The sequence below is a fragment of the Photobacterium obscurum genome (assembly GCF_026191635.1).
GTDB classification, from domain to species: domain Bacteria; phylum Pseudomonadota; class Gammaproteobacteria; order Enterobacterales; family Vibrionaceae; genus Photobacterium; species Photobacterium obscurum.
On the sequence record NZ_JAKRRW010000022.1, the window covers coordinates 31,897 to 58,520 of the forward strand.

General features: G+C 45.7%; 16 protein-coding genes. 7 read left to right on the forward strand and 9 right to left on the reverse strand.

Annotated elements, in window-relative coordinates:
* The first annotated feature begins 43 nt into the window (after window positions 1-43).
* The 5 genes from napA to lpxL all read left to right on the forward strand — a co-directional run bounded on the left by napA (window position 44) and on the right by lpxL (window position 6,312).
* Window positions 44-2,536 (forward strand): nitrate reductase catalytic subunit NapA, encoded by a 2,493-nt coding sequence (gene napA / locus MD588_RS20945; RefSeq protein WP_265699644.1) that lies wholly within the window; start codon window positions 44-46, stop codon window positions 2,534-2,536.
* Window positions 2,537-2,547: 11 nt separating this feature from the next.
* Entirely contained in the window at window positions 2,548-3,018 is a 471-nt protein-coding gene (locus tag MD588_RS20950) for a nitrate reductase cytochrome c-type subunit (protein WP_265699646.1), read from the forward strand.
* Window positions 3,019-3,031: 13 nt separating this feature from the next.
* The gene (locus MD588_RS20955) at window positions 3,032-3,613 is read left to right on the forward strand and encodes a NapC/NirT family cytochrome c (RefSeq protein ID WP_265699647.1); all 582 of its coding nucleotides are present in this window, start codon (window positions 3,032-3,034) and stop codon (window positions 3,611-3,613) included.
* 328 nt (window positions 3,614-3,941) lie between these two features.
* Window positions 3,942-4,904 (forward strand): LpxL/LpxP family Kdo(2)-lipid IV(A) lauroyl/palmitoleoyl acyltransferase, encoded by a 963-nt coding sequence (locus MD588_RS20960; RefSeq protein WP_265699648.1) that lies wholly within the window; start codon window positions 3,942-3,944, stop codon window positions 4,902-4,904.
* Window positions 4,905-5,385: 481 nt separating this feature from the next.
* Window positions 5,386-6,312, forward strand: coding sequence for an LpxL/LpxP family Kdo(2)-lipid IV(A) lauroyl/palmitoleoyl acyltransferase (gene lpxL, locus MD588_RS20965; protein WP_265699649.1), 927 nt, complete (start codon window positions 5,386-5,388; stop codon window positions 6,310-6,312).
* Between the two features lie 98 nt (window positions 6,313-6,410).
* Here lpxL and MD588_RS20970 read toward each other — a convergent pair whose 3' ends face one another.
* The 3 genes from MD588_RS20970 to MD588_RS20980 form a co-directional block, all read right to left on the reverse strand.
* Window positions 6,411-7,253 carry a pirin family protein gene (locus MD588_RS20970; protein WP_265699650.1) on the reverse strand — a complete coding sequence of 281 codons (843 nt, stop codon included), beginning with the start codon at window positions 7,251-7,253 and terminating at the stop codon, window positions 6,411-6,413.
* Window positions 7,254-7,383: 130 nt separating this feature from the next.
* Window positions 7,384-7,995 carry a DNA-J related domain-containing protein gene (locus tag MD588_RS20975; protein ID WP_265699652.1) on the reverse strand — a complete coding sequence of 204 codons (612 nt, stop codon included), beginning with the start codon at window positions 7,993-7,995 and terminating at the stop codon, window positions 7,384-7,386.
* A 217-nt stretch (window positions 7,996-8,212) separates the two neighbouring features.
* On the reverse strand, window positions 8,213-9,505 hold the full coding sequence (locus MD588_RS20980; protein ID WP_322784265.1) for an HAAAP family serine/threonine permease: 1,293 nt from the start codon (window positions 9,503-9,505) through the stop codon (window positions 8,213-8,215).
* Between the two features lie 1,258 nt (window positions 9,506-10,763).
* Between MD588_RS20980 and pulA the strand changes: the two genes are divergently transcribed.
* Window positions 10,764-17,669: a pullulanase-type alpha-1,6-glucosidase gene (gene pulA / locus MD588_RS20985; protein ID WP_265699654.1), complete on the forward strand. Its 6,906-nt coding sequence runs from the start codon at window positions 10,764-10,766 to the stop codon at window positions 17,667-17,669.
* A gap of 161 nt (window positions 17,670-17,830) precedes the next feature.
* On the opposite strand, the gene MD588_RS20990 is transcribed toward pulA, so the two are convergent.
* Window positions 17,831-18,313, reverse strand: a complete 483-nt coding sequence (locus MD588_RS20990) for a YajQ family cyclic di-GMP-binding protein (RefSeq protein ID WP_265699655.1) — start codon at window positions 18,311-18,313, stop codon at window positions 17,831-17,833.
* Window positions 18,314-18,416: 103 nt separating this feature from the next.
* Window positions 18,417-19,472, reverse strand: coding sequence for a 3-deoxy-7-phosphoheptulonate synthase (locus MD588_RS20995; protein ID WP_265699656.1), 1,056 nt, complete (start codon window positions 19,470-19,472; stop codon window positions 18,417-18,419).
* Between the two features lie 509 nt (window positions 19,473-19,981).
* Between MD588_RS20995 and MD588_RS21000 the strand changes: the two genes are divergently transcribed.
* Complete coding sequence (locus MD588_RS21000; RefSeq protein ID WP_265699657.1) at window positions 19,982-20,872, forward strand: putative PEP-binding protein; 891 nt, start codon at window positions 19,982-19,984, stop codon at window positions 20,870-20,872.
* 86 nt (window positions 20,873-20,958) lie between these two features.
* Here MD588_RS21000 and MD588_RS21005 read toward each other — a convergent pair whose 3' ends face one another.
* The 4 genes from MD588_RS21005 to MD588_RS21020 form a co-directional block, all read right to left on the reverse strand.
* Entirely contained in the window at window positions 20,959-21,981 is a 1,023-nt protein-coding gene (locus MD588_RS21005; RefSeq protein WP_265699659.1) for an acyltransferase, read from the reverse strand.
* 256 nt (window positions 21,982-22,237) lie between these two features.
* Entirely contained in the window at window positions 22,238-23,713 is a 1,476-nt protein-coding gene (locus tag MD588_RS21010) for a protein adenylyltransferase SelO (protein ID WP_265699661.1), read from the reverse strand.
* Window positions 23,714-23,843: 130 nt separating this feature from the next.
* Window positions 23,844-24,830 carry a catabolite repressor/activator gene (gene cra, locus MD588_RS21015; RefSeq protein WP_265699662.1) on the reverse strand — a complete coding sequence of 329 codons (987 nt, stop codon included), beginning with the start codon at window positions 24,828-24,830 and terminating at the stop codon, window positions 23,844-23,846.
* Window positions 24,831-24,960: 130 nt separating this feature from the next.
* Window positions 24,961-26,304, reverse strand: a complete 1,344-nt coding sequence (locus MD588_RS21020) for a hypothetical protein (RefSeq protein WP_265699664.1) — start codon at window positions 26,302-26,304, stop codon at window positions 24,961-24,963.
* Between the last annotated feature and the right edge of the window lie 320 nt (window positions 26,305-26,624).

The window sequence follows — 26,624 nt, forward strand, 5'->3', positions numbered from 1 at the left end:
GTTAGAAGCTGACCATATATTGAAAGTAAGTAGAGAGGTCGTAATGAAATGTTCACGGCGTAAGTTTATTAAGGCGCAGGCAGCCGCCACAGCAGCTGCGGCTGTTGGTATAACCATTCCAGTGAAAGCCAGCAATGTTGTAACTGATGCGTCCCAGACCCGATTGAAATGGGAGAAAGCCCCGTGCCGTTTCTGTGGTACCGGGTGCTCGGTGAATGTTGGAGTGAAAGATGACAAGATCGTTGCGACACATGGCGATATCAAGTCACCAGTTAACCGTGGTTTGAATTGTGTGAAAGGCTATTTCCTCTCTAAGATAATGTATGGTGAAGATCGTTTGACACAGCCGCTGTTAAGAATGAAAGGCGGTAAGTATGATAAAAACGGCGAGTTTACCCCGGTAAGCTGGGATCAGGCATTCGATATTATGGCCGAGAAGTGGAAGGCAACCCTTAAAGAAAAAGGGCCTGAAGCCATTGGCATGTTTGGTTCGGGTCAGTGGACTGTTTACGAAGGTTATGCCGCGTCTAAGTTAATGAAAGGCGGCTTTCGTTCAAACAATATCGAGCCTAATGCAAGGCACTGTATGGCCTCTGCGGTTGTAGGGTTTATCAGAACCTTCGGTATCGATGAACCGATGGGATGCTATGACGATATTGAGGCTGCCGATGCATTTGTACTTTGGGGCTCGAATATGGCCGAGATGCACCCAATCCTGTGGACTCGGGTGACTGACCGTCGCTTGTCTAAACCCGATGTGAAAGTATCGGTACTCTCTACCTTTGAACACCGAAGTTTTGAATTGGCAGATATCCCCATTGTTTTTACTCCTCAGTCTGATCTGGCAATTCTAAACTTTATCGCCAACTACATTATTACCAATAACAAAGTAAATCAGGATTTTGTTAGCAAGCATGTTAATTTCCGACGTGGTGCGACTGATATCGGTTATGGATTAAGGCCAGAACACCCGCAGCAGAAAAAGGCCAAGAACCCTGACAGCGGCGCATCCGATCCGATGACTTTTGATGAGTTTAAAGCGTTCGTATCAGAGTATACAGTTGAAAAGGCCAGTGAATTATCAGGGGTCAAGCCTGATAAGTTGATTGAGTTAGCCGAGTTATACGCCAACCCTGACATTAAAGTGGTTTCGTTCTGGACGATGGGCTTTAACCAGCATACCCGTGGTGTGTGGTGCAATAATTTGGTTTATAACATTCACTTATTGACCGGAAAAATCTCCACTCCAGGAAACAGTCCTTTCTCCTTAACCGGCCAGCCTTCAGCCTGCGGTACAGCCCGAGAGGTCGGAACCTTTGCCCACCGCTTACCCGCTGATTTAGTGGTGGCGAACCCCGAGCACCGTAAAACAGCTGAGAAAATTTGGAAGCTCCCAGACGGCATAATTCCGGGTAAAGTTGGTGCCCATGCCGTGCTGCAGAGCCGGTTATTGAAAGACAGTAAGATTAATGTCTACTGGATCCAGGTGAACAACAACTTGCAAGCCGCGGCAAACATGAATGAAGAGACATTGCCGGGCTACCGAAACCCCGACAATTTCATCGTGGTGTCAGAAGCCTATCCGACAGTCACCGCTCAATCAGCTGACTTGATTTTGCCGACCGCAATGTGGGTGGAGAAGGAAGGGGCTTACGGCAATGCAGAGCGTCGCACTCAGCTTTGGTATCAAATGGTAAAAGCTCCCGGTGAATCTAAATCTGATTTGTGGCAGTTGATGGAATTTTCTAAACGCTTCAAAACCGAGGAAGTGTGGCCGAAAGAGCTGCTCGACGCCAATCCAAGTTACAAGGGAAAAACTTTGTTTGATGTGTTGTTTGTCAATGGCAATGTCAACAAGTTCCCGCTATCAGATCTACCGGAAGGTCAGATGAATGATGAAGCTACTGAGTACGGTTTTTACGTACAGAAAGGCTTGTTTGAAGAATATGCTGAGTTTGGTCGGGGGCATGGCCATGACTTAGCTCCGTTTGATATGTACCACCAAAGCCGTGGGTTGCGCTGGCCTGTGGTCGACGGAAAAGAAACCTTGTGGCGATACCGTGAGGGCTCTGATCCATATGTAAAAGAAGGTGCGGGGTTTGAGTTTTACGGTAAACCTGATGGCAGAGCCATTATTTTCGCCTTGCCCTATGAAGCGCCAGCGGAAAGTCCGGATAAAGAATATGACATGTGGCTTGTGACTGGTCGGGTACTGGAACATTGGCATTCAGGCTCTATGACCCAGCGTGTACCCGAGCTGTTTAAGTCCTACCCGAATGCTCAAGTGTTTATGCACCCAGAAGATGCAAAATCACGGGGATTAAGGCGCGGCGATGCCGTGAAGGTGATATCACGCCGCGGCGAAATCGTTACGCGGGTTGAAACGCGTGGCCGAAACAAGCCACCGATGGGGTTGGTGTTTGTTCCTTGGTTTGATGCCAGTCAGCTAATCAATAAAGTCACTCTGGATGCCACCGATCCACTGTCTAAGCAGACAGATTTCAAAAAATGTGCAATTAAAATAATGAAAGCATAGGAGTTCGAAAGATGAAACGATTAATTTCAGCGCTTCTATTGCTATTCACTCCCGTATTTCTATCAGTAACAGTTGTGGTGGCTGCGACTGCTGTGGTGGATGAGGATTTGGCTACCTTACGAAAATTTGCTCTAAATGAGCAACCAGAGCCCCCGGTGATGAGCAAAACACTCAATACCGATCGTATTCCGGCGCGAAGCTATCCGATGCAACCACCAATCATTCCCCATAAGATCGACAATTATCAAGTAGATCTTAAGGTGAATAAATGCATGTCTTGCCATGCAAGAGGTCGTGTTGAAGAGACGCAGGCACGAATGATCAGTGTTACCCACTACATGGATCGCGACGGTAATTTCCTGGCTGAGCTGTCACCTCGCCGTTATTTCTGTCAGCAGTGTCATGTGGCACAAACTGATGCGAAACAATTGGTAGGTACTGATTTCACAGACCTTGACACATTAATTGATCAAGAGCAGTGAGGGGGTAGCCAGTATGTGGAACTGGATTAAGAAATGGTGGCAGCTGGTTAGTTCACCACCGAAACACTTTAGCCTGGGTTTTTTAACCTTAGGAGGATTCATTGCCGGGATCATTTTCTGGGGGGCCTTCAATACAGGTATGGAATTTACCAATAGTGAGCCGTTCTGTGTGAGCTGTCATAGAGACAATGTCTATCAGGAAATCCAAGACACGATACATTTCACTAACCGTACCGGGGTAAGGGCTATTTGCTCTGATTGCCACGTTCCGCATGATTGGACAGATAAAATGGCGCGTAAGATGCAAGCATCCAAAGAGGTGTATGCATGGCTCACCGGCGCTATTTCAACGCTGGAAAAATTTAATGAAAGGCGGCGGCATATGGCAGATCGAGAATGGGCAAGGATGAAAAAAAATGATTCATTGGAGTGCCGTAATTGCCATGAGTTCGTGTATATGGATTTTACCCGTCAATCTAAACGGGCATCGACTCAGCATTCGACGGCGTTAGCTGATGGCACAAAAACGTGTATTGATTGCCATAAAGGTATCGCACATAAACTGCCTGATATGCATGGTGTGGAAGGCTTTTAGGGTTTTCAAATATAGCTAAAGTTCAAATGAACAGGGTTCAAAATATAAATTGGGTCAAAAGGTAACTTTTGACCCAATTTTTTTGGCTCAAATTGGCCTTTTCAGATGTGAAAATTTTTAAGCTTGAATTTAAAAACAGCGTAAAATTGTATGGATATAGCACTTTTGCTAGATATATCGGGATTTTTTGCAAAAATACCTGCCAAGTTAACATTAAGTCTATTAATGGTAAATTAGACGTAATACTATGCTTTGCTTTTATAAGTATGGGTATTCACCGTTAGTAATGTGGATACATCAAGATTACTAGCATTGTGAATATGTCTCGATGAGCAAATCTATAGCACCTTCATTTTCAATAAAGTTCCTACATCCTCGCTATTGGCCAACATTGGCGATGATTTTGATTATGTTCCTTCTTAGTTGGCTCCCATATTGTATCCAGTTCCGTTTAGGCCAGGGAATGGGACGGCTTGTGCTAAGCCTGATGAAAAAGCGTCGTTTTACTATCCGCCGTAACCTAGAGCTTTGCTTTCCTGATATGAGTGAAGATGAGAAAGACCGAATTGTAAAACAGAATATTGATAACTCAGGACTGGCCTTATTTGAAACGGGGATGGCATGGTTTTGGCCTGACGCTCGTGTTAGACGACATGTTGATATCGAAGGTATGGAACATATTCATAAGCTAGAACAAGAGGGGAAGGGGGCACTGTTTGTTGCAGTACACTCCCTAAACTTGGAACTTGGCGCAAGAGCATTTGGAGTAAGAAAATCAGGCATGGGAGTGTACCGCCCAAATAACAACCCTTGTTTTGATTATTTTCAATATAAGGGACGCTCCCGATCTAACCGTACTTTGCTCGATCGTAAAGATGTTAAAGGCATGCTTCATGCCTTAAAAAGCGGTGCACGGGTATGGTATGCCCCTGATCATGACTACGGTCGCCGCCGTTCAACATTTGCGCCTTTGTTTGCTGTTAACAAAGCGTGTACGACGACGGGAACCAGCCTATTGGTTGATTCCTCTGAGTGTGAAGTTGTGCCATTTACGATGGTAAGGAACACAAACTCCGGCCAGTATACGATTAAAATTCATCCACCTTTGGACGATTTTCCTCGAAATGATCCAGAAGCGGCTGCTGCATATATTAATAAAGTGGTCGAGCGTTCAATTTTAGCGGCACCAGAACAGTATATGTGGCTGCACCGTCGATTTAAAACACGTCCGGAGGGGGAGGCCTCGCTATACGAGGATGTTTCCCTCACTTTGGAAAGTCAGACTTCATAAAGTTAGAACGTTACGCCATTGAACAATATTGAGAAACGTGGAAGAGGTGATATTCGGATCTCCTCTTCCGCGTTTTTTTATACCCAATTACCTCGCTCCTAATTCAGTTATCGAGGCTGTTAGAAGATAGTCAACGATATACCTTTCTCACTGACCTGCCAGACATTCCGGGCTGCCTTTAACCCTCTCAGCTTAATATGCGCAAATTGAGCTAAATACCAATATGCATTACTAGGAATACAGCCTTGTTGTGTATGATTAGTAATTGTAAGCTATTAATTAAAAAGATGTTTATAACAAGATTGATATTGCCTTATTAGCTTAATCTAAGCTGTATATAGGTAAGACCAGCGCCCGTAAGGCTTGCATAGGTTAATTCCTAACAATAAAATGCAGTGTTCATTTAAAATTATTATGCGCTTGTGGCATCTTTTGATGTTTATAGGTGATAAAAATAAAAACAATGGGAATGGTTCTCGGTATGAGTAAATTCACGGTACCTACTTTTAAGAAAGCGTTTCTGCATCCTCGTTACTGGCTTACCTTGATTATGGTCGGTGTTATGTACCTGATCAGCTGGTTGCCATATTTTATCCAATTTCGTTTGGGGCAAGGCCTTGGCCGCTTGGCTATGCGTGTCATTAAAAAACGTCGCGAGACAATAGCGCGTAACCTTGAATTGTGTTTTCCGGATATGCCAGAAGATGAGCGTGAAGAACTGATTAAAAAGAACATTGATAATACGGGATTAGCAATGTTCGAAACCGGTATGGCGTGGTTCTGGCCTGATTTACGCGTGGAGCGCCATGTTCACGTCGAAGGGCTAGAGCACATTCATAAGCTGGAAGAGCAGGGTAAAGGTGTGCTTCTGGTTGCCATCCATTCACTGAACCTTGAGCTGGGCGCTAGAGCCTTCGGGATGAAAACTCCGGGTGTCGGTGTTTATCGTCCGAATAAGAATCCGTGCTTTGATTACTTCCAATTTCATGGTCGCGTGCGTTCGAATAAATATATGATCGACAGAAAAGACGTTAAAGGCATGCTGCGAGCACTGCGTAAAGGTGAGCGAGTCTGGTATGCACCGGATCATGATTATGGTCGTCGACGCTCTACTTTCGCACCGTTATTTGCTGTCGAGAAAGCATGTACAACAACCGGAACAAGTCTGTTGGTTGATGCCTCCGATTGCGCGGTTGTCCCCTTTGCGATGGTGAGAAATACAGACTCTGGCCGTTATACATTGAAGGTCTTTCCACCATTGGATGCATTCCCGCATAATGATCCTGACGCTGCGGCAGCTTACGTTAATAAGGCAATCGAGCGCTCTATTATGGAAGCCCCAGAGCAGTATATGTGGTTACATAGACGTTTTAAAACCCGTCCTGAAGGCGAAGAATCCCTGTACTAATATGTAAAAAAGAGTGGGGAGGCAAAGAAGCGTCGCTTAACTGCCTCCCTTATACTTCCTGAGCAAGCCAATTCTTATCTTTTTTATACACAGGCTTGCTACCCAACTAATCGTCCTTGTTGATAGTCAGCTATCGCCTGCTCGATCTCTTCCATGCTGTTCATAACAAACGGGCCATAATGAACAACAGGTTCATCTATCGGCAGTCCCGATAGCAGCAATACGCCCGTATCTTGTGCCGCCTCGATGGATAACCCTTCACCTTTATCGAGAATTGCCAGCTGTCCGGCGGTTGCAGTAATGCCCTCGATGCTAATCTCCCCTTTGTAGACATAAAGCAAAGCCTGAAAGTCAGGGTTTAGGCAGCTGGTGAAATGCTCACCTTGTCGCGCTTGCCAGTCAGCGATAGTGGTAGGCACACCAGTTTTCTGGAGTGGACCTGTTAAGGTTTCGCCCTTGATTGTCAGATCGCCGGCAATAACACGAATAAGGCTATCTGATGTCAGCGCTTTTTCAGTGATCATCTCAGGCTGAAAGTCAGTGTATTGGGCTGGCTGCATTTTCTTGGCAGCTGGTAAGTTAATCCAGATTTGGAAGCCGTGTAGCGCGCCGTCAGTCATCATCGGCATTTCACTGTGGATGACACCTTTACCCGCAGACATCCATTGTGCGCCACCATCCCGTAATTCACCTACGTTGCCCATATGGTCTTTATGTTGGAAATGGCCATTGATCATATACGTCAGAGTTTCTATGCCGCGATGGGGGTGAGCCGGAAATCCACCAATGTAGTCATCAGGGCTTTCTGATTTCAGTTCATCAATCATAAGAAATGGCGAAAACAGGCGATTATCAAAGCCATGAGCACGCTGAATTTTAACGCCGTCACCGTCTGATGAGGTGTGAGATTGAACCAGTTGTTTAATACGTCTGATAGCCATAAGCCCTCCGAATATCAAGCCCGAACTAGCGGGGAATGGTATTAGTTTAGGAGGGGGGAGGAGAGGTTAACAGAGGATAAAAATGAACAGCTTGTTTGAAAAAGTTGAATGAGTTGAAGGTGATTAGGACCTATATTTTAGAGCCTAGTCTTTGCCATGCTTCGCAAATATTGCGAAATTGTTCAGCGTCGCCATTGGGGCGGTCTGGGTGCCAGCGGAGGGCAAGTTTACGCCATTGGCGGCGGATCTGACTGGCAGTGGCATCCTCGGGTAACTCAAGAATTGCGTAGTCTTCCGATTGTGAAAGGGCAATTGAAGCGTTGCTAGATGAGCCAATATGGCTTTGATAGCGTCGCCAAAAGGAAGATAGCAAAGCTTTAATGACATCTGTATCGGTATGGTAGTTGTGCCAGTCCAGGTAGTAGCTTCTTAGCGGATCATCCACATCAATTTGATGATGTGCTGATGGTTGGTTGTGGCACAGGCGAATATCCATTGCCTGGGCTTGTAGCCACTGTTGGGGCAACAACATCTCCTGAAGTTGATAAAGTGCATTCATCAAGAGAAAATTACGTTTAAACAGGTCTTTTTCTGGATCGTCATCTAAGGCCGAAATAATCTCTTGCTGTCTTAATTCTTGCGCTAAGGTGTGGATCATCCAGCCTGAAGGCTTCTTTTGTAGAATCGAAATGATGGGCCAGATAAGCGGATTATCGTGCTCTGAGTACGTGTCTAGATCCATAAGCCCTTAGATTTTTGTTGTGGATTAACGACAGCCTAGCAGAAAAGCGTGAAAGGCTGAAGTTAACATATTGGTCGTAAACCTAGCATTGTACGCCCCCATTCTGATGCGAACCTTCTCCTTGAGGCAAGTTCTGCTGTCCCATCAAACAAAAATAGAAAGTTGCAGATATAAAAAAGGCCATCAAATGATGGCCTTAGTAAAGATTGATGCGGTGTTACTGCGCTAGCGAGTAGAAGATCGCAGAAATAGAAATCAGACCGATAACCACAACAAATACGTTGCTTAGGGCACCAGAGTACTGACGCATTGATGGTACTTTCTTAATTGCGTACATTGGCATAATGAACAGTAACATCGCGATGATTGGGCCGCCTAGGCTCTCGATCATACCCAGGATACTTGGGTTGATAGTAGCAACCGCCCAAGTTGTTACTAGCATGAAAAGAGCAGTGAAAGTGTTCAGTGCCTTAGGGCCGATCTCTTTACCACGGCTACGGGCCATTTTAACAACCAGACCGTTCAGACCTTCACTGGCACCTAGGTAGTGGCCAAGGAAAGACTTAGTGATTGCGATAATCGCAACAACAGGTGCTGCATATGCGATAGTCGGTGTATCAAAGTGGTTTGCCAGGTAAGTCAGAATCGATACGTTTTGGGCTTTAGCTTCAGCCAAGTTTGCTGGAGATAAGCTCAATACACAGCTGAATACAAAGAACATTACGGTCGCAACCATCATAATGTGGCTACGAGCAAGAATGCGAGAACATTGTTTTTCAGCGGCTGCGCCGTACTCTTTCTGTTTAGCAACCGCGAACGATGAGATAACCGGAGAATGGTTAAAAGAGAAAACCATAACTGGCAGGATCAGCCATACCGCCATCATAATAGCTGTTGCGCCACCTTCTGTTGGCATTACTTGATCGAAAATCGCACCGTTCCAGTAAGGAACAAGGTACATAGCCAACATCAGAAGTACCGCAACAAATGGGAATACCAGAACACTCATTGCTTTAATGATCAGTTGTTCGCCAAGACGAACGATAGCCATTAGAGCAATGATCAGAACTAGTGCCAAGATTGCACGTGCTGGTGGTTCAATACCTAGCTGGTGCTGCATGAAGCTTTCTACAGTGTTAGTCAGAGCCACACTGTAAACCAGTAGGATTGGGTAGATAGCAAAGAAGTAAAGTAGGGTGATTACTTTACCCATACCGGCACCGAAGTGCTCTTCTACTACTTCGGTAATATCAGCACCCGGATTTGAGCTTGATAGTACAAAACGTGTCATACCGCGGTGAGCGAAGAATGTCATTGGTAGAGCAAGAATTGCCATTACCAATAGGGGAATAAGACCACCCACACCGGCATTAATAGGTAGGAACAAGGTGCCAGCACCTACAGCAGTACCGTATAGGCCTAGAACCCAAACGGTATCACTTTTGCTCCAACCCATTTTGGTTGCGCTGTTTGATGAAGAATTAACAGTATTGTTTTTCACAGTGCCCATTATGGACATCTCCTTTATAGGTATATTGTTATAGCCTTCAAAGGGTTCTAGTCGCATATCTTCCATGCTTTACCAGTTGGCAAAGGAATATAAGCAGATCTCTATACGAGTTCTTAATTTGAGCGCTCGAAATGAGTTTTCAAATTAAGTTACGTATTTGTGTTCCTATGAACAAAAGAAAAGAAGCTGAATGGTAGGTTGAATAACAGCAGGCTTAAATTGTTAGCTCTGGTTATTCAAGTGACGGTTCCTCGGTCAAAAACGCTTATCCATGCGGGCATCAAGCTGCTGATGTCAATGTCTGCTGTATATCGCTAAATTAAATAAAACCTTATAAATACTAATGGAACCCTAGACGACGGGCGAGAGTATAGGGGATTATTCGTATTACAACTATTGATTTCGGACTTTTACAGGGTTGTTTGGACAAATAACATCCACTTGTATAAATACCTCAAAAGGATAGTTATGAAAGGTTACGAGCAAAGATTAAAAAATGTTAAAGCTCAGCTTGAAAGGTTGGAGCCAGACATAGTGTTGGAGTAATTATGTTAATAAATCAATATATTACTTAAGACCCGATTTACCTGTGTTATTGATGAAAAGCATCTTACTTGAACGTGGTTTGCGAAGAAAATTAGTGAGATACGCTTTGAAAGACAAAGCTTAAGCGACTTGTGTGGCTTAGTCGCAATGGGGGGAGTGAAATAAACCATTGAATAGGGTGTTGGATACCAGGCTAATAACCTTGTGACTATTTATTATTAGTACTCGCCATATTGGTTTGCTGAATTTAATTTGTATTTGGTATATTGATAGCTTTGTAGTTTATTCGTTATTAATTTACGCTTTTTTTTCGCCTGCTCTTACGATGAGTGATCAAAGCTGTATTCTGCAATATACATATGTTGCTATCTTTCAATGCTCATCCTCATAACTGTGATTTACATCAACGCTGAAAATTTCTCATCCTACTTCCTCCTCCCCCCTGAGTGACATATCAGGCTGATTTAACATTTCGTCGTCAAAATATAATCGTACTGAATAAAAATAAACCGTTCTAAGGCGCTTAATGGAATGAGCTTTATTCGTTGGTAAAAATACGTTGTGGCTACGTAATATTATCATGCGACGTCCCTTCTTAAATGGCTCATTCCGTAAGTGTCAAAAAATTAGTCAGCAAGGATAGCAAGTTGTCCGTGCTGACAACTCGCTAAACCTGCAGGTAAGCAGGTGATTGACAAAAACAGGAACGAGAATGAAGACCAAACTCACCAAACTGGCATTGGCAACAATGTCAATATCCTTGTTGTATGGTTGTAATGATGATAGTACGGCAATAGCAGACTCTCACGCTCAGAGACCAACGAACATAAATGTTCAGGCGATTGATGGCTATCTTAGAAATGCCAAGATCTGGCTCGATGTGAACAAAAACTACAAACTTGATCCCAATGAGCCTTTTGCTACAACGGCAAAAGAGGGTAAAGCTGTACTCGATTTAAGCAAGTTCAGTGATGACCCGGCTCTGTATCCATTGGTGACGCAAGTGATTGAGGGGGTATCCATTGATGAAGATAACCCAACAATCAAGGTAGCTAAGAGCTATATGATGGCTGCACCTAAGGGGTACACCAGGGTAACGCCGGTGACAACTTTAGTTGCCCTGAAGATGGCCGATGGAAAGAGTGAGGAACAGGCGATTGCAGAGGTTCAGCAAGTACTGTCTCAGCCTGATCTGGATCCGGCCATCGACTATATCGCTGCCGAGAAAGAGCTCGTGGCCAGCAGTGCCAAAGCTCTAGTTCAAATCCTTCCTCAGCAACTTGGTAATAGTGAGCAATCGACGCAATTGTCTGAGCTGGAAGCCGCAGCTGGTTTGTTGGGCGAAGAAATTACTGAGCAGCTCAATAACGGTCAAGAACCTGATCTGAGCAAAAAAACCTTAGTTGTTGATGAAAAAGGCCAGCTTAAGGTTGCTGATGATGGTGATGGTGACGGTGTTGCCGATAGTATCGACGCTTTCCCTGATGATAAGACAGAGAGTCGTGATTTAGACGGTGACGGCATCGGTGATAATGCCGATACCGATAAAGATGGTGACGGGGTCGAGAATACAAAAGATGCTTTCCCGTCTGATGCGAAAGAAAGTTCCGATTTGGATTTAGACGGTATTGGCGACAATGCCGATACCGACAAAGACGGTGATGGGGTCAATAATGATGATGACTTGTTCCCGTCCAATCCAGATGAAAGTGCTGACTTTGACCTAGATGGAATAGGCGACCGAGCCGACACCGATGATGACGGTGACGGATGGCTAGACCTTGATGAAGTGCGTTTAGGTACTGACCCGCTGAACAACACGAAGAAACCCGCCGATCTAGATGGTGACTTTATCACCGATGATGAAGACCCGGATAAAGATGGTGACGGCATCGCAAATGAAGATGATCCAGAGCCAAATGTACCTGCCGATCAGTCCAAAGCGGTAAAAGCGAATGATCTGGAAGTGGTCATTTATTCGATGAACGGTGCTGATGCTCAAGCAGAGAAAACCTTGCATGTCTGGAATAATGAGACTTGCGGTGCTTATGATGCCGACAATATTACAGACTTTAATGACTGGGGAGCCGGGGGCGTAAAACCAACGGGCCAAGATGAGATCGGGACTTACTGGGTATTGCCGCTCAAGAGTCAGAAAGAGACGGATTGCGTCAACTTTATCGTCCGCACGGCTGACGGACAGTCATCAGACATGAAGCTGGAATTTGCCACAATCAAAGACCGTCAGGGTTTTGTACCAGCCGATAATTCAGCAATTCTTGATAATGAAGATGATGTGCTACCGGTTGAGTTGGCCGGCGCGTCTGCTCATTGGGTTGATGACAGTACGTTGCTTTGGAGCAAAGCTGATGGTGCAGCCAAAGTTGAACTGTATCACTCTAAAACGGCTGGCATTATTTATGATGCTGTCAGCCAGACGATCACTGGCGGTGAAGTAATTGCACTAAGTGGTGGTGCAGCCAGCGAGTCGGTTAAGGCCAGGTTCCCACACTTGAGTGATTGGGCTGCATTTACCATCGATGGTGATACAGACTTAAAACGCGACATTTTGAAAAGCCAGCTAATTGCGGTTGCCCGTGATGCTGACAACAATATTATTCAGGCCACCAAGGTTCAGATCCCTGGCGTATTGGATACGCTTTATACCGGTGGTGATGAAGAAGATCGCAATGCGGACAAGGAAAAGTTAGGTGCAGTTCTCGAAGGCAGCAGCGTAACCTTTGGAGTCTGGGCGCCGACTGCGCAAAGTGTTGAACTGCTGGTGTACAGCGAGTCTGATGATACCAAGCTCAAAAATACCTACGTGATGACCGATGATGACGGCGATGGCGTCTATAAGCTGACACCAGATGGTGTGGCCGTTGGCGACTATTACCGTTACCGAGTTAAGGTTTACCACCCGCTGAGCAACAAAATTGAGCTGTTTGAGACCACAGACCCTTATGGTCAGAGCTTTTCGACTAACAGTCGCTTCTCCCAGGTCGTCGATATGACGGATGCGGCGCTTAAGCCGGCTGGCTGGGATACCTATGAGTTTGACCAAGACGCGAAACCGATGGATGCAGTACTGTATGAGCTCCATATTCGTGATTTCAGTGTCAATGATACGGCAGATAATCGAAACCCGGCCTATGACGGTAAATACATGGCATTTACCGAAGAGAGCCGTGACAGCGTCAAACACCTAAAATCGATGCAGGAAGCAGGCGTGAGTTATGTTCACCTGATGCCGACCTTTGATATCGGGACAGTGAACGAAGATCCAGCTAAGCGTATTGATTTAAATAATACGGTTGCTGAGCTGTGCGAGCTTAATGCAAGTGCAGGCTTGTGTAAGAGTGCCGATCCGAGTCAGACGTTGAAATCGTTGCTGGAAGGCTATGATCCTAAATCTGAAGATGCCCAGTCGCTAATGAATGATATTCGCGACTTAGACAGCTTCAACTGGGGTTATGACCCTTACCATTACAATGCACCAGAGGGCAGCACATCGACCAATGCCGAAGGCACAACTCGGATTAAAGAGTTTCGTGAAATGGTGCAGGCTCTGCATGACATGGGCTTTAAAGTGGTTATGGATATGGTCTACAACCATACCAATGCATCCGGTTTAGGTGAGCAGTCGGTACTTGATAAGCTCGTGCCGGGATACTATCACCGTCTTAATGAAATCACCGGTGCTGTAGAACGCTCGACTTGCTGTGATAACACTGCCACCGAACAGGTCATGATGGAAAAAGTCATGATTGATTCACTGGATATGTGGACCAAAGACTACAAGATTGATTCCTACCGTTTTGATCTTGCCGGCTTCCACATGAAATCCAACCTGATCAAGGCGCGAGAGAAGGTTCGTGAAAGCAACAAGGGAACCTATTTCTACATGGAAGGCTGGGACTACGGTGAAACGGTTAATAACCGTCGTGGTGTGAATGGTTCACAGTGGAATATGGGGGGAACAGGCTACGGAACATTCAGTGATCGTTTGCGCGATGCTGTGCGTGGTACTGTATATAGTGACAGTGGCGATACCATGAGAACCCGTAAAGGTTTTGGTAATGCCGGTGTCGAGTTCGATTATCCTAGCCAGCAAACTGAGCTAAATCGCCAAACTGACCTTGTACGCTTAGGCATGGCCGGTAACCTGAAAAGTTATCTGCTCCAGGATCAAAACGGCATTACCAAGCGCGGTCAGGATTTTGAATACGGTGGCCAGCATGCTGGTTATGCAGAAAGTCCTCAAGAGACCATCAACTATATCTCCAAGCATGATAACCAGACGTTGTGGGACATTAATCAGTACAAGATCGATGAAACTGCCAGTTCAGACGAACGTGTACGGATGCAGAATGTTGCCAACAGTACCGTTGTGCTAAGTCAGGGGGTTCCTTTCTTCCAGCTAGGCGTTTCATTGCTGCGCTCTAAATCGATGCAGCGTGATAGTTACAACTCCGGCGATTGGTATAACAAGGTTGATTTCAATCTGGATAACCCTGAATTGAGCAATAACTGGAATGTCGGCCTGCCACGCAAAGATAAAGACGGTGCTAATTATCCGATCATCAAAGAGGTTATTGCCAACAGTCAGACCCAGCCTAGTCGTGAGCAAATTTTGCTGGCCGATGAGCAGTTCAAAGAGCTACTTAAGATCCGTACCAGCAGTAAGTTGTTCCATCTGGATACGACAGAGCAGGTGAGTGCACGGGTTGATTTTCATAATACAGGTACAGATCAGATCCCGGGTGTAATCGTAATGTCAATCGACGATGGCACTGGGCTTGATGATCTGGATGCTAACCTTGATGCCGCTGTAATTGTCGTGAACTCAACAGTAGGACCAAAAACCATGCAAGTGGATGGTTCTGAAGGGTTTGTTTTACATGATGTCCAGCAGCAGTCTGCCGATGGTGTTGTGAAGTCAGCCTCGTTTGCTCATGGCGAGTTCACAGTACCGGCTCTGACAACCGCCGTCTTCGTTAAAAAGCAAGATGGAGCCCAGGGGGAAGGGCTTCCGGTTTCTGAAAAGGATACTTCAAATGTACCTACCTATGGCAGCAAAGAGCTTTACCTTAAAGGCTCGATGAATGGCTGGGGCAATGTTAATGCAATGGCGTTTGCCAATGGGGTTTACACCCTTGAGGTTGTGCTGGATGCAGGTACCCAGGAGTTTAAGATTGCAGATGCTGATTGGTCGGATGGTACCAACTTCGGTATGGGTCAGATCACAGTTGCTGAAGGTTCACTGGCGCTGACAGACGCTGGCGGCAATATCCAGCTTGATGCTGCAACCAAGGGCGTCTACCGTTTTGTGCTGGATGCGTCTGATAATGCTGGACAACCAACCGTCGCGGTAACGTTATTAAAAGCGATTAGTGACAGTAGCTGTAGTCAATTGGCTGATAGCAGCGAGCCGGCACCGCTGGCTGAAACTAAGTTGTTTGTGCGTGGGGCACTGTCCGGTTGGGCCGCTGATCCGATGTATCAGCTGACCTATAAGGGTGACAATGTCTATCAGGCGTACTTTACGCTTGATACTGCCGTGCAAACTCAGTTCAAGATTGCCGATGATACCGACAACTGGGGTGTTCAGTATTCGGTGAACCAGGACGGTAGCTATATTAAGTTACTTGACGGGATGGACTACACAGCGGTCAAGCATGATGCAGGTTCATCGAACAATAGCATCGACTTGAGTGCGGCCACCTATAGCGTGAAACTGACGTTGGATGGCAATGACTATGACCAAGGCTCCTTGCTGTTTGAAAAATGTGATTCGGAGCCTGCACCATACGGCGAGACGGAACTTCTATTACGCGGCGATTTCAATGGCTGGAATAGCGGGACAGCGTTGACCTATCTTGGTGACGGCATGTATCAGGTAAGCATTTACCTTCAGCCGGGTGACTATAACTTCAAGCTGGCCAGTGAAGATTGGAACACCATTAACCTTGGCTTTAGTGACTTGGTTGCCGGAGGCGATTCGGTTGAATGGCAAGATGCTGGAGCCGATAACAACCTTCATCTCACTGTTTCTGAGCTGGGTGACTGGACGTTCGTGATTGATGCCAGCGATAAGGATAACCCTAAACTGGTAGTTACCAAGCCGAAGCCACAGCCGCTTTACGCCTGTAACAACAGCGACGATGCAGCTTGTGATGTGCGTATGTACCAAATCATGGTCGAGTCTTTCGTCGACGGTGACAGCAGCCACGACTACGGTGTCGGTTATGGTTCATCACATCACCGTGGTGATCTACAGGGTGTCATTGATAGCCTGGACTACATCAAAGGCTTGAATGTTAATGCGATTTGGCTGACGCCAGTGTTTGATTCATGTGTCGGTGCATCTGGTGACGACAGATTGGATGCGACGGGTTATTTTGCCTGTGACTTCTTTAATGTTGATCCTAATTTCGGAAGCAACGAAAAGCTGAAGGAGCTTATTGATACTGCCCATAGCAAGGGCTTATACGTCTTCCTGGACGGTGTATTTGGCCATGTTAACAAAACGGGTGTGAAGGCATCGCCAACGGGTAAGTTGCCAACGCTGAAAGCCGGTGATGCGAATTATCCGGGGCAGCTGGTGGTATATCCTGATGCAGATAGCTTAGCGTTCTTCAAAGAAGTCGCTACCTACTGGGTGCGTGAGTACGGGATAGACGGCTGGCGTCTTGATCAAGCCTATCAGGTACCGCTGGATGCATGGCGTGAACTGCGTGCGGCAGTAGAAAGTGAGTCGGCGGCTCGTCAGGCTAACGGTGAAGAATGGGGCACACTGGGCTATATGGTCGGCGAAGTGTGGAGAAGTGCGGAAGATATCGCGAAGTATGCATATGGTACCGACGATAACCCAGCACTATTGTCAGCCTTTGACTTTAACCGTCGCTACGGAATTGTACAGGCGCTAGCGGTTGAAGAAAGCGGATACTCGGCTGATGCAACCCAGTTAGACGCGTTCTGGAACAGCCTTGCCAACTATCCTTATCATGCGATGCCGAACCTGATGCTGGGTAACCATGACTTGGTTCGTTTCGGTGATTTGATTGAACGTGGTAACAAGGGCAACTACTGGCAGCGCCATAAAGCCGCTATCAGCTTCCTTGGTGCCTGGTCTGGTCCTATTACCCTGTATTACGGTGATGAGATTGGCGATCAGGTGGAGGGCTTTGCAGCGAAAGTAAGCTATGAGGACAACTGTGTTGATCAGGGCTTGTGTGAAGATCACGTTGCGCGCTCAAGTGGTAAGGTTCTGGGTGTGAGCGTTGATTCATTGTCGACGGAGCAGGCTGATCTTAAAGACTGGGTGACTAAACTGTTTGATGTCCGTGAAACACACCCGGCATTGTACAGCGGCAAACGCACTAACTTGGCAATGACCAGTGAACTGTATGTCGATCTTAAACAAACAGCCGATGAGCAAATTGTTTACCTGCTGAATGTTTCAGAAGAGGGCAAACACTACGCTCTGGATGCTAATCGCCTGGAAACTGCTAACCAGCTTGTCGATTTGATGACAGGGGAAGTGATTGCAAACGGCGGCGATACTTTCAGTATTGATGTTCCCGCACTGACAGGGCGCTTCCTGTTGGTTAAATAATATCAACAATCACCAATTAAAAGGGCGCGATATTCGCGCCCTTTTTTATATAGCGAAGTATCTTGAAATAGTTTGGCTATATATTGCTGAAACAAAAAAGAAGGCTCATTACAGGAGCCTTCTTTTTATCTAATAATGCGTACTTCTCGGCGAGGTGATAATTAGTCGCGGAAGTTTTCAAACTGGAATGGCTGGCCAAGCTCTGCGCCGCGTACTAGCGCCATGGTAGCTTGTAGATCGTCACGTTTCTTACCTGTAACGCGTACTTTATCGCCCTGAATCGCAACCTGAACTTTAAGCTTTGAGTCTTTAACTAGCTTAACGATTTTCTTCGCCATTGCTTGTTCAATACCTTGCTTAAACTCAACGTTACAAGCAAATAGCTTTCCTGAGCGAGTGATTTCTTTTTGTTCCATTGAATCTGCATCAACAAAACGCTTGGCAAGGTTACTACGTAGGATTGTAATAAGCTGTGCTAGCTGAAAATCAGATTCAGTGGTTACTTTTACTATTTCTTTTTCAAGCTTAAAGCTTGCTTCAACGCCACGGAAATCAAAACGAGTCTCAAGTTCACGTGAAGCGTTATCTACGGCGTTTCTTACTTCAACGAAATCAACTTCAGAAATAATATCAAAAGATGGCATGTCATCGACCTTAGTTATTAATCTATTGGTTTAGCTGTTTGCATACATAGTAGCAAAAATATTAGATACAGCGTTTCCTACGCTGTATCTATTGATAACGGTGTTATTTACGATTTTTAATCGCTTCGGCCAGCATATCAAGCATTGTTACTGTGTCATCCCAGTTCACACAAGGATCAGTAATGGACTGACCGTAAACGAGTTCATTCTCTTTTCCTGGAATTACGGATTGGTTGCCTTCTTCAATAAAGCTCTCGGCCATAATACCAGCAATATGGGTGCTGCCACCTTTAATCTGGTCGCAAATATCAGCAGCAACATCAAGTTGGCGTTTGTGTTCTTTCTGGCAGTTACCATGGCTGAAGTCGACAACGAGGCGTGGCGGCAGGTCGAAAGAGGCGAGTGTTTCACAAGATGCTGAAATATCTTCCTGATGGTAGTTCGGCATTTTTCCGCCGCGTAAAATGACGTGGCCATATGGGTTACCGGAAGTACGGTAGATAGTCATTTCGCCTGTTTTCGCCGGCGAGCAGAATACATGGGACTCACGCGTGGCTCGGATTGCATCGACAGCAATCTTTATGTTGCCATCAGTACCATTTTTGAAACCGACAGGGCAGGAAAGGGCAGAAGCCATTTCACGGTGGATCTGTGATTCTGTGGTACGTGCGCCGATAGCACCCCAAGAAATAAGATCAGCCAAATACTGGCCCGTGATCATGTCAAGAAACTCAGTGGCAGTTGGCATACCCAGCTTATTGATATCAACCAGCAGCTTGCGCGCGGTGTGAAGGCCTGTTACCAGATCAAGGCTACCATCGAGGTGAGGATCAGAGACGAGCCCTTTCCAGCCAACAACAGTACGAGGTTTTTCAAAGTAGGTACGCATAACAATACAAAGTTCGTCTTTGTATTTGTCTTTGATGCTGACTAGGCGCTGGGCATAGTCAAGAGCTGCTTCAGGATCGTGTACCGAGCAAGGGCCAACAATAACAAGAAGTCGGGAATCTTCTCCCGTTAATATCGCTTCAACCTGACGGCGAGAGTTCGCAACATGCTCAGCGATTTCGTCGGTGAGCGGGTAAGCGGCTTCAACGTCTGCGGGGGTTGGCATTAACCCAAGGCTAACGGTGCGGAGTTCATCTGTTTTCATTGGCATAATACGTTTGCCTATCTCGGTATATCAAAAAATAACGACGCGTAAAGATAGCCCAAAAGACCGCAGGAATAAACCAAACTTGTGATATGTCTTGGGTTTTTCTTAAGATTCCTACGCTTTGTTAAGCATAGATGATGCAAAGATAAACAATCGTTATACGTTGTTGATTGCAAAATAGCGTAATGGCTGACTCATCGAGCGGGATTCAGCTTGGTATCATAATGAATGTGATGATTTGTCGATTGTATGCATTAATTTTAAGTAATTTTTCATTCTGCGATTTTTTCTCTTGCCTCTATAACAATGAGTCAGTAATGTCATTATCAATGCCGGGAGTTTGGTAACAACCACTTAGGTCTGGTTGTCTGCTGAGTTTTTATTGCCGATTTGAATGGTGCGTTAGTTATTTGTGTGTATTTTCATTCAATATTTGGTGTTTGAGTCGGTGACTTGCCGTTGGTCGTGATAACTTCCCGTTTTTTACCGTAATTTTGTTGTAGTGGTGCCTTATGACAGACAAATCTCAATCTGGTTTACAGTTCTCAGAAATTTTGAAAGATCCCTCATTACTTGAAAAGCAGGAGTTGGCTATCGGCTTGGTTTCTATGGATGATTTGGTTAGGACTGCCGTTGGAGTTCACCCGTATGCGGTTGCAGAGCCGGACAAGCTAACAGAGTCGCAGCAACAAGCTGTTCTTGCTCGTGTGGGCGATAATGAAATTCCTGCAGAATGGTATGTAACGACACTGACGAAGATCTTAGTCAGTGCAGCGCAGAAAGCTCAAGGTAAGCCACTGCGAGTGAGGCTTTCTGGGGGGGATTCACATCGCCGAAATGATTTGCTGGGTAGTGAATTGGAAGCGGCAGAAGTGAATCCGTTGATTGGGCTTCGCGGCGTTTCTCGCTTTGCGGATAAAGCGCATCGCAAAAGTTTCGATCTGGAGTGCGAGATCATCAAGCGGGCGCGTAATGCTGAAGGTATGACCAACATTGAACTGGTTATACCGTTTGTAAGGACATTTAGCGAAGCGGCGACAGTGATTGACTTGTTAGCTGAGCAAGGGCTTTGTCGAGGCGCGCAAGGGCTAAAAGTGCATTTAATGTGTGAGCTGCCAGCGAATGCATTGATGGCAGAAAAATTCCTACCGTACTTTGATGGGCTGGTGGTCGATGTCGATCAGCTAGGCCAGTTTGCATTGGGTTTGGATCAAGAGCATCCGTCTCTCAACTATCTGCATGATGATCAGAATGAATCGGTTTTACTTCTCGTGCGACAAGCTCTTAAAGCTGCTGAAAGCACAGGCAAGATTTGCGAGATCGTCAGCCACTATATTCAGCAGGCACCTAAGTTGCAAAAATGGTTGCTTGAGCATGACGTTAAAACAGTGATCAGCCAATAAGACTTATCTGTAGTGGAACTGCAATAAAAAACCGGCGCTATCGTTGCCGGTTTTTTTTGCACATTATCTGGCGACTAAGATTATCCTTAGCGTAATAACACGCTTTTCAGTGGTGTTCTTTCGATGAGAGATACCAAGCCGAGTGAGATAAAGAAACTCAGTGGCACCATTGTCAGATCTTTTAATACGCCTTCAAAGCCGAACATACCTGCAAGGTTCATAAGGTATATGATGACAAGTAGATGGCAAAGATAGAGGCCAAGTATCTTTTGGCTCCACATGAACGTTAGTGGTCGATTGCCAAACTCTGGTTTTGCTGCAAGAAGGAAGAACAGGCCTGCGGCCCAAAATGGTGTACCGATTAGGAAGTCATGATTCATAAACGGAACATCAGAGGCCATTAGGCTCTTAGCTTCAAATAAGTGAAGTACCATTCCGAATAGCATGACGGCTGTGGCTTTGTTCGTCGCTACTTGTAGGTTGCGTCTGCGCGCTTCAAAACCAATTGCAATCATTAGTGTGCTGAAGAACGGACCGTTTCGGGTGAAAATCGGTGATTCCAAACCAAATATTGGCTGATAGCTACCCGCCATTAAACCATAGAGATACAAAGCGACAGCGACTGGAACAATCAGCTTCTGTTGTTTTAAGGCACAAAGCAGACCAATCACTACTATTCCGCACAACAAACCCGGGATGTACCAAAGGTGAACGAGGCCACCTTCAAAGAGAGTGTTGAGTGGGTTCGTTAGCAGGAAATCCCAATAGCCTGTGCGTTCAGCAAGGTAGCCTTTTTCCATCACAATACGGAGGTTAAATGGCACCAGTAAGTACACTACGCTCCAGGCGGCCCAGACTTTGATTAACGGCAGGCTATAGCGTGTGATGGTGTCATTAGTTGCTGAAGTTAGGCGCGGCATAATGAAGTAGCCTGCGAGTATAAAAAACAGCGGTACGCCAAAGCGGCCGAGTTGATTTAGCAACATCCCCAGCCAGGGTTGTTCATCGAAGAGGGGAGTGTTGGCAAAAGGTTTGGCATGAATGATGATAACGGCGAACAGGGCTAGCAGGCGACCCCATTCAAAACTGGCAATACGGTTGTTGTTCATATAGTTAAATTTCAGCCTGAGGAAAGAGACACTACGTCTGACTGAGTCAGAATCTATCAGTAGAGTTGGTTTTATTAACTGGTTTGAATCAAGAAATAGGCCAATGAAAATTGATATTTTTTGAAGCGTGAACAATATCCCATTCGTTTGAAAGCACAAAAGAACAGGATATTTTTGCCGCTTATGAGGCGTGGAGGATGTATTTGCTAGTTAGTAGTGCTCGATGCATAAAGCTGTGTAACTGTTTCGCTAGCGCTTACGAAGAGCAACTGACTTCGAGCTCTTTGCCCCATTGTGGAGGTAAGTCGGCGAAATGTTCATATTCAGGATGTTCGTCATAAGGGGTTGCCAGTACGCATAGCAGTTGATCAACGACAATGAAATCCCCCTGTTCCGCTGATTCTATGGCTTGTTGGGCAAGATAGTTCCTAAGGATGTATTTCGGGTTAGACTTCTTCATTAGCTCGAGTCGTTCCTCATCAGCAACCTTTTCCGCATCGAGTCGCTTGGCATAGCCTTGTAGCCACAAGGTTAGCCCCTTAGTGCAGCTAAATAACGGCTTAAACTGATCGGTGCTGGTCGCTAATTGCTCTTTGGGAACGGAAGAGAGCGTCCGGAAGAAAAGGGTGTAATCGACAGCCTGACTCTTCAGCAGTTCAAACATGTCTGTAAACAGTTGCGAGTCTTGTTCGAGCTTTTCGGCTAAGCCAAGCTTATTGCGCATGTTGATGCTGTACTGCTGTTGTAGCAAAGGTTGGTAGCTGTTTAGTGCCTCATCAATTTGTGGTTTATTAATTAACGGGGATAAGGCATAAGCCAGTGCATAGAGGTTCCATAACCCGATTGATGGTTGTTGATTGAACGCATACCGACCGGAATAATCGGAATGGTTACAAATAAACCCAGGGTTGTAGTCATCAATAAAACCGTAGGGGCCATAATCGAATGTCAGTCCGAGTACAGACATATTATCAGTATTCATTACCCCATGGGCAAAACCGATGGCTTGCCAGTCGGCAATCATTGTTGCGGTAAGGCTAACGATACGAGAAAGCATTGCACCATAGCGGTTTGATTCTGGAGTGCTCAGAAGATCCGGGAAATGGTGCTTGATCAGATAATCGGCCAGCAGTTTTAGTTCACTGTGCTGGTTGGTATAAAATAAATATTCAAAATTACCAAACCTTAGGTGGCTTTCAGCGACGCGAATAAGGGTAGCACCGCGCTCAATGCGTTCGCGGTAAACTGGCGTTGAACTGCTTAGCACGGCAAGGGCGTGGGTCGTTTTAATCCCAAGACCGTGCATCGCCGCACTGGCAAGGTATTCGCGAATACTGGATCGGAGCACGGCACGTCCGTCGCCTTGGCGAGAGTAGGGGGTTAACCCAGAACCTTTCAAGTGAATATCCCACTTTTTGCCTTCTGATGTCAGCACTTCACCCATTAGTAAGCCACGTCCGTCACCGAGATCTGGATTGTATTGTCCGAACTGATGGCCGGTGTATTTCATGGCAATTGGAGAGAAGCCGACTAACTCTTCGTTTCCTGTAAACAGGTTAATAAAATATTCAGAACATGCTTCGATTGGGTTTAGCTCAAGCAGGTCGCAGATCTGTGGATTGACGCTCACAAGAAAGGGATCGGCAAGGGGCTGCGGGGTCACCCGGGTACCGAAAGTGGCAGGGAGTTCACTATAGGTATTATTGAAAATCAGTTCCGAGAGAGTACGCATGAGTTAGCCTGTTATACACGCTGAATAATACTGTCAGGGTAACAAGTTATCAGTCAGTAACAAGACACAGAAAGTAGGGTTATAGCCAAGTGAGTGGAGTCACTTGGCTATATATTAAGAATAGTCCGCCTTACCCTCTTTGATGAAGTTGGCGTGGAATCACTTCAACTCCCGTACGGTAGCGCCCCGCTGCGGCATTTAACGCCAATTCCAGTGCATTCTCTGCGATAAGCTCAAATTGCTGCGGCAGAGACTGAATTTTTATTGGTAGGAAGTCGAGTAGTCGGTTATCACCAAAAGTGGCAAGGTTTATCTTGGACATCAGCTCAGGATGGGCGAGCAGGCAGTCTAGGATCCCCTCAAATAAGGTGTATGAGGTGGCAATAATCGCATCGGGAATATTGTCTTCGTCGATCCATTGCTGCATCAGTTGTTGGCCTTGCTGCTGGCTAAAGTGGTCACCATAGCTGGTTAGTACTTCTATATCCTTACCTTCGTTTTTAATCGCAGAGCGGAAGCCCTGCTCACGCTCTTTGGAGACGCCAAGCTCGGGGACCGCACCGATCAATCCAATGCTGTTTATATGCTTGGTAAAGAGTGCCTTGGTTAACTCATAAGCACCCTCGAGATTTTCACTGATCACACAAGCGAATGTTTCATCGTCCAAAGCTCGGTCAATAGCGATAACAGGGACGCCACTGTTTTGAATTTTTTTATAGAAATCATTGTCAGCGGTTAGGGCGCTGGCAACCAATAAAGCATCGATGCGGCGGCTGAGAAGGTTATCCGCGACTTTCATTTCTGTTTCGATATCATCATCCGAACAGGAAATGATGAGCTGATAGCCGGCTTTGCGAGCATCTCGCTCAAGTAGTTTTGCCAGCTTGGCGTAACTGGTATTTTCAAGATCGGGAATAATTAAGCCAAATGAGCGGCTGCTGCCTGCGCGTAGTGAAGTAGCGGCATGGTCTGGACGAAAATTGTACTCGTTCACCACAGCCATGACTTTTTGCTGCGTTTTCTCGCTGATTCGGTATTTGCTTGCTTTGCCGTTGATAACATAGCTGGCAGTGGTTCGGGATACGCCGGCAAGTTTTGCTACTTCATCTAACTTCATGTCAGTATTTTTACCTCATCACAGAAGATCTCGCTAGGAGTCATTGCCATTCTAGCTGAAACCTTTCAGCTTGTCAGCTCGAAGGTGTTTGGTAAACCTCAAGCATTACGTAAGGGGACGATGAAAACACTCAGGTGATCGGTTCGATATCAACGATTTTGGAGCGGTTCATAATGATCTTCCAGCGGCGGATGCGCACTGTTTTATCTTCGTCCGTTTCTCGGGTGATCAGGTTAATCAGATGGCGTTTTTCGACCGATTCTTTCGATACCTGTCCGTCTTTCAACTGGTAGATTTTTTGCGAGCCTTTTTCCATCAACTTGGTGATCATACGCAGGTCAAGCATGATAGATTCGCGGGTTTGCTCATAGCCCGTCAAAAACTTGGTGGTCGACATTCGAGTGGTGCTTTTATAATGCAGAATCGTCTCTTCACGCTGTGAGACTTTGTGTTTTCTTACCTGCTTAATCTCATCGTCCAGCTTGCTGTAGCTAACATACTCTAACCACTCGAGTTGGCGGCCAATGAGGCGGTTAGAGTTGGCATCAGAAAATTGTTTGCGCCATTTCGGCTTGCCTTTACGCACCCAGCGCCAAAGCATCGTTTTAAGATCATCTTTGAACACTTCACGGGCAGCATAGATGAATGACAGCACTAGAATAAAGGAGGCGGTAATATCCCCCAGGACACCACGGGCCTTGATGAGCATTAATGTTACAAAGATCATCACAAAGCCTGCTGCAAAGCCAGTCACTATTTTGCGAGTATTTTTACCAAGCTCGATAGTTTTTTCTTTCATTGTGACCGGGTATTCGATCAAGCGCCGCAACAGTCGCATCTTATTGGACATGCGGGTTTGATCCTGTGTTGCTTTGGGGGAGTTGTACTTATTCTCTAACCGGTGCTGAGACTCTTTTTCACAAATTGTGAGCAGCAGTGCCTTAATCTCACTGTAATCATTTCCGCGGGGCAGGTGAGCAATCAGAGAAAGGCAGCGTTGCTCGGTAAACCACGAAAGATAGTTATCAATATTCTCGTAGTATTTATGTAGTTTTTTATCACTCGGAACGTTACGTCGTAACCTTTTTAAAATACGTACTGCAAGTTGGGCAACTTCCTCAACCTCTTCCAGTGTCCGTTCTTGTTTGTCTTCAAGTAACTGCTGGGTTGTTTTCTCCAACGCCAGGGAATATTGATAAGCATATAAACTTAGACTTAGACGGTATTGTTCGATAGAGAGCTTGCCTCGGCTGGCCAGGCGACTATGGACAAGAGGAAGGTGGTTAACGTCACTGTAATAGGTTCGCTTACCTAAAATAGCGTTATGGTAAAAATCGTCTTCAGAGATGATATTGGCATTGAGCCCTAATTCACCGGGGACAAAAATGTAGAGATCAAGCTGTCGATTGGTTGTTTCTTGAATGACATGAGAAATTTTGACTTTATGTCCGTCTTTTTTGTCAACAGTGATCACTATGTTTCTATACCTCTGGCCTAAATAGTCTGAAGATAACCGATATGCTCGCGGTGCTTATCAAGCTCTTATGAGAAAAATGCTGATGTTAGAACTAATTTTAGATGAATTAACAATTTATTAGCAGCGTTAATCGAGAATAATTGCTTTGATAGGCGAAAAAGCAGCCAAATTAATCAAGATAGGTCAGGCGAGTTGCATCAACATCACGTATAATGCGCGACCTAAAGTATAAGATGATAGCGGTTACCGCGTTTTCTGTTGTTGTGACAGCAGGCAAGCGGCGTAATGATCGTTTTTATTTACCCAGAGAGTGTCGA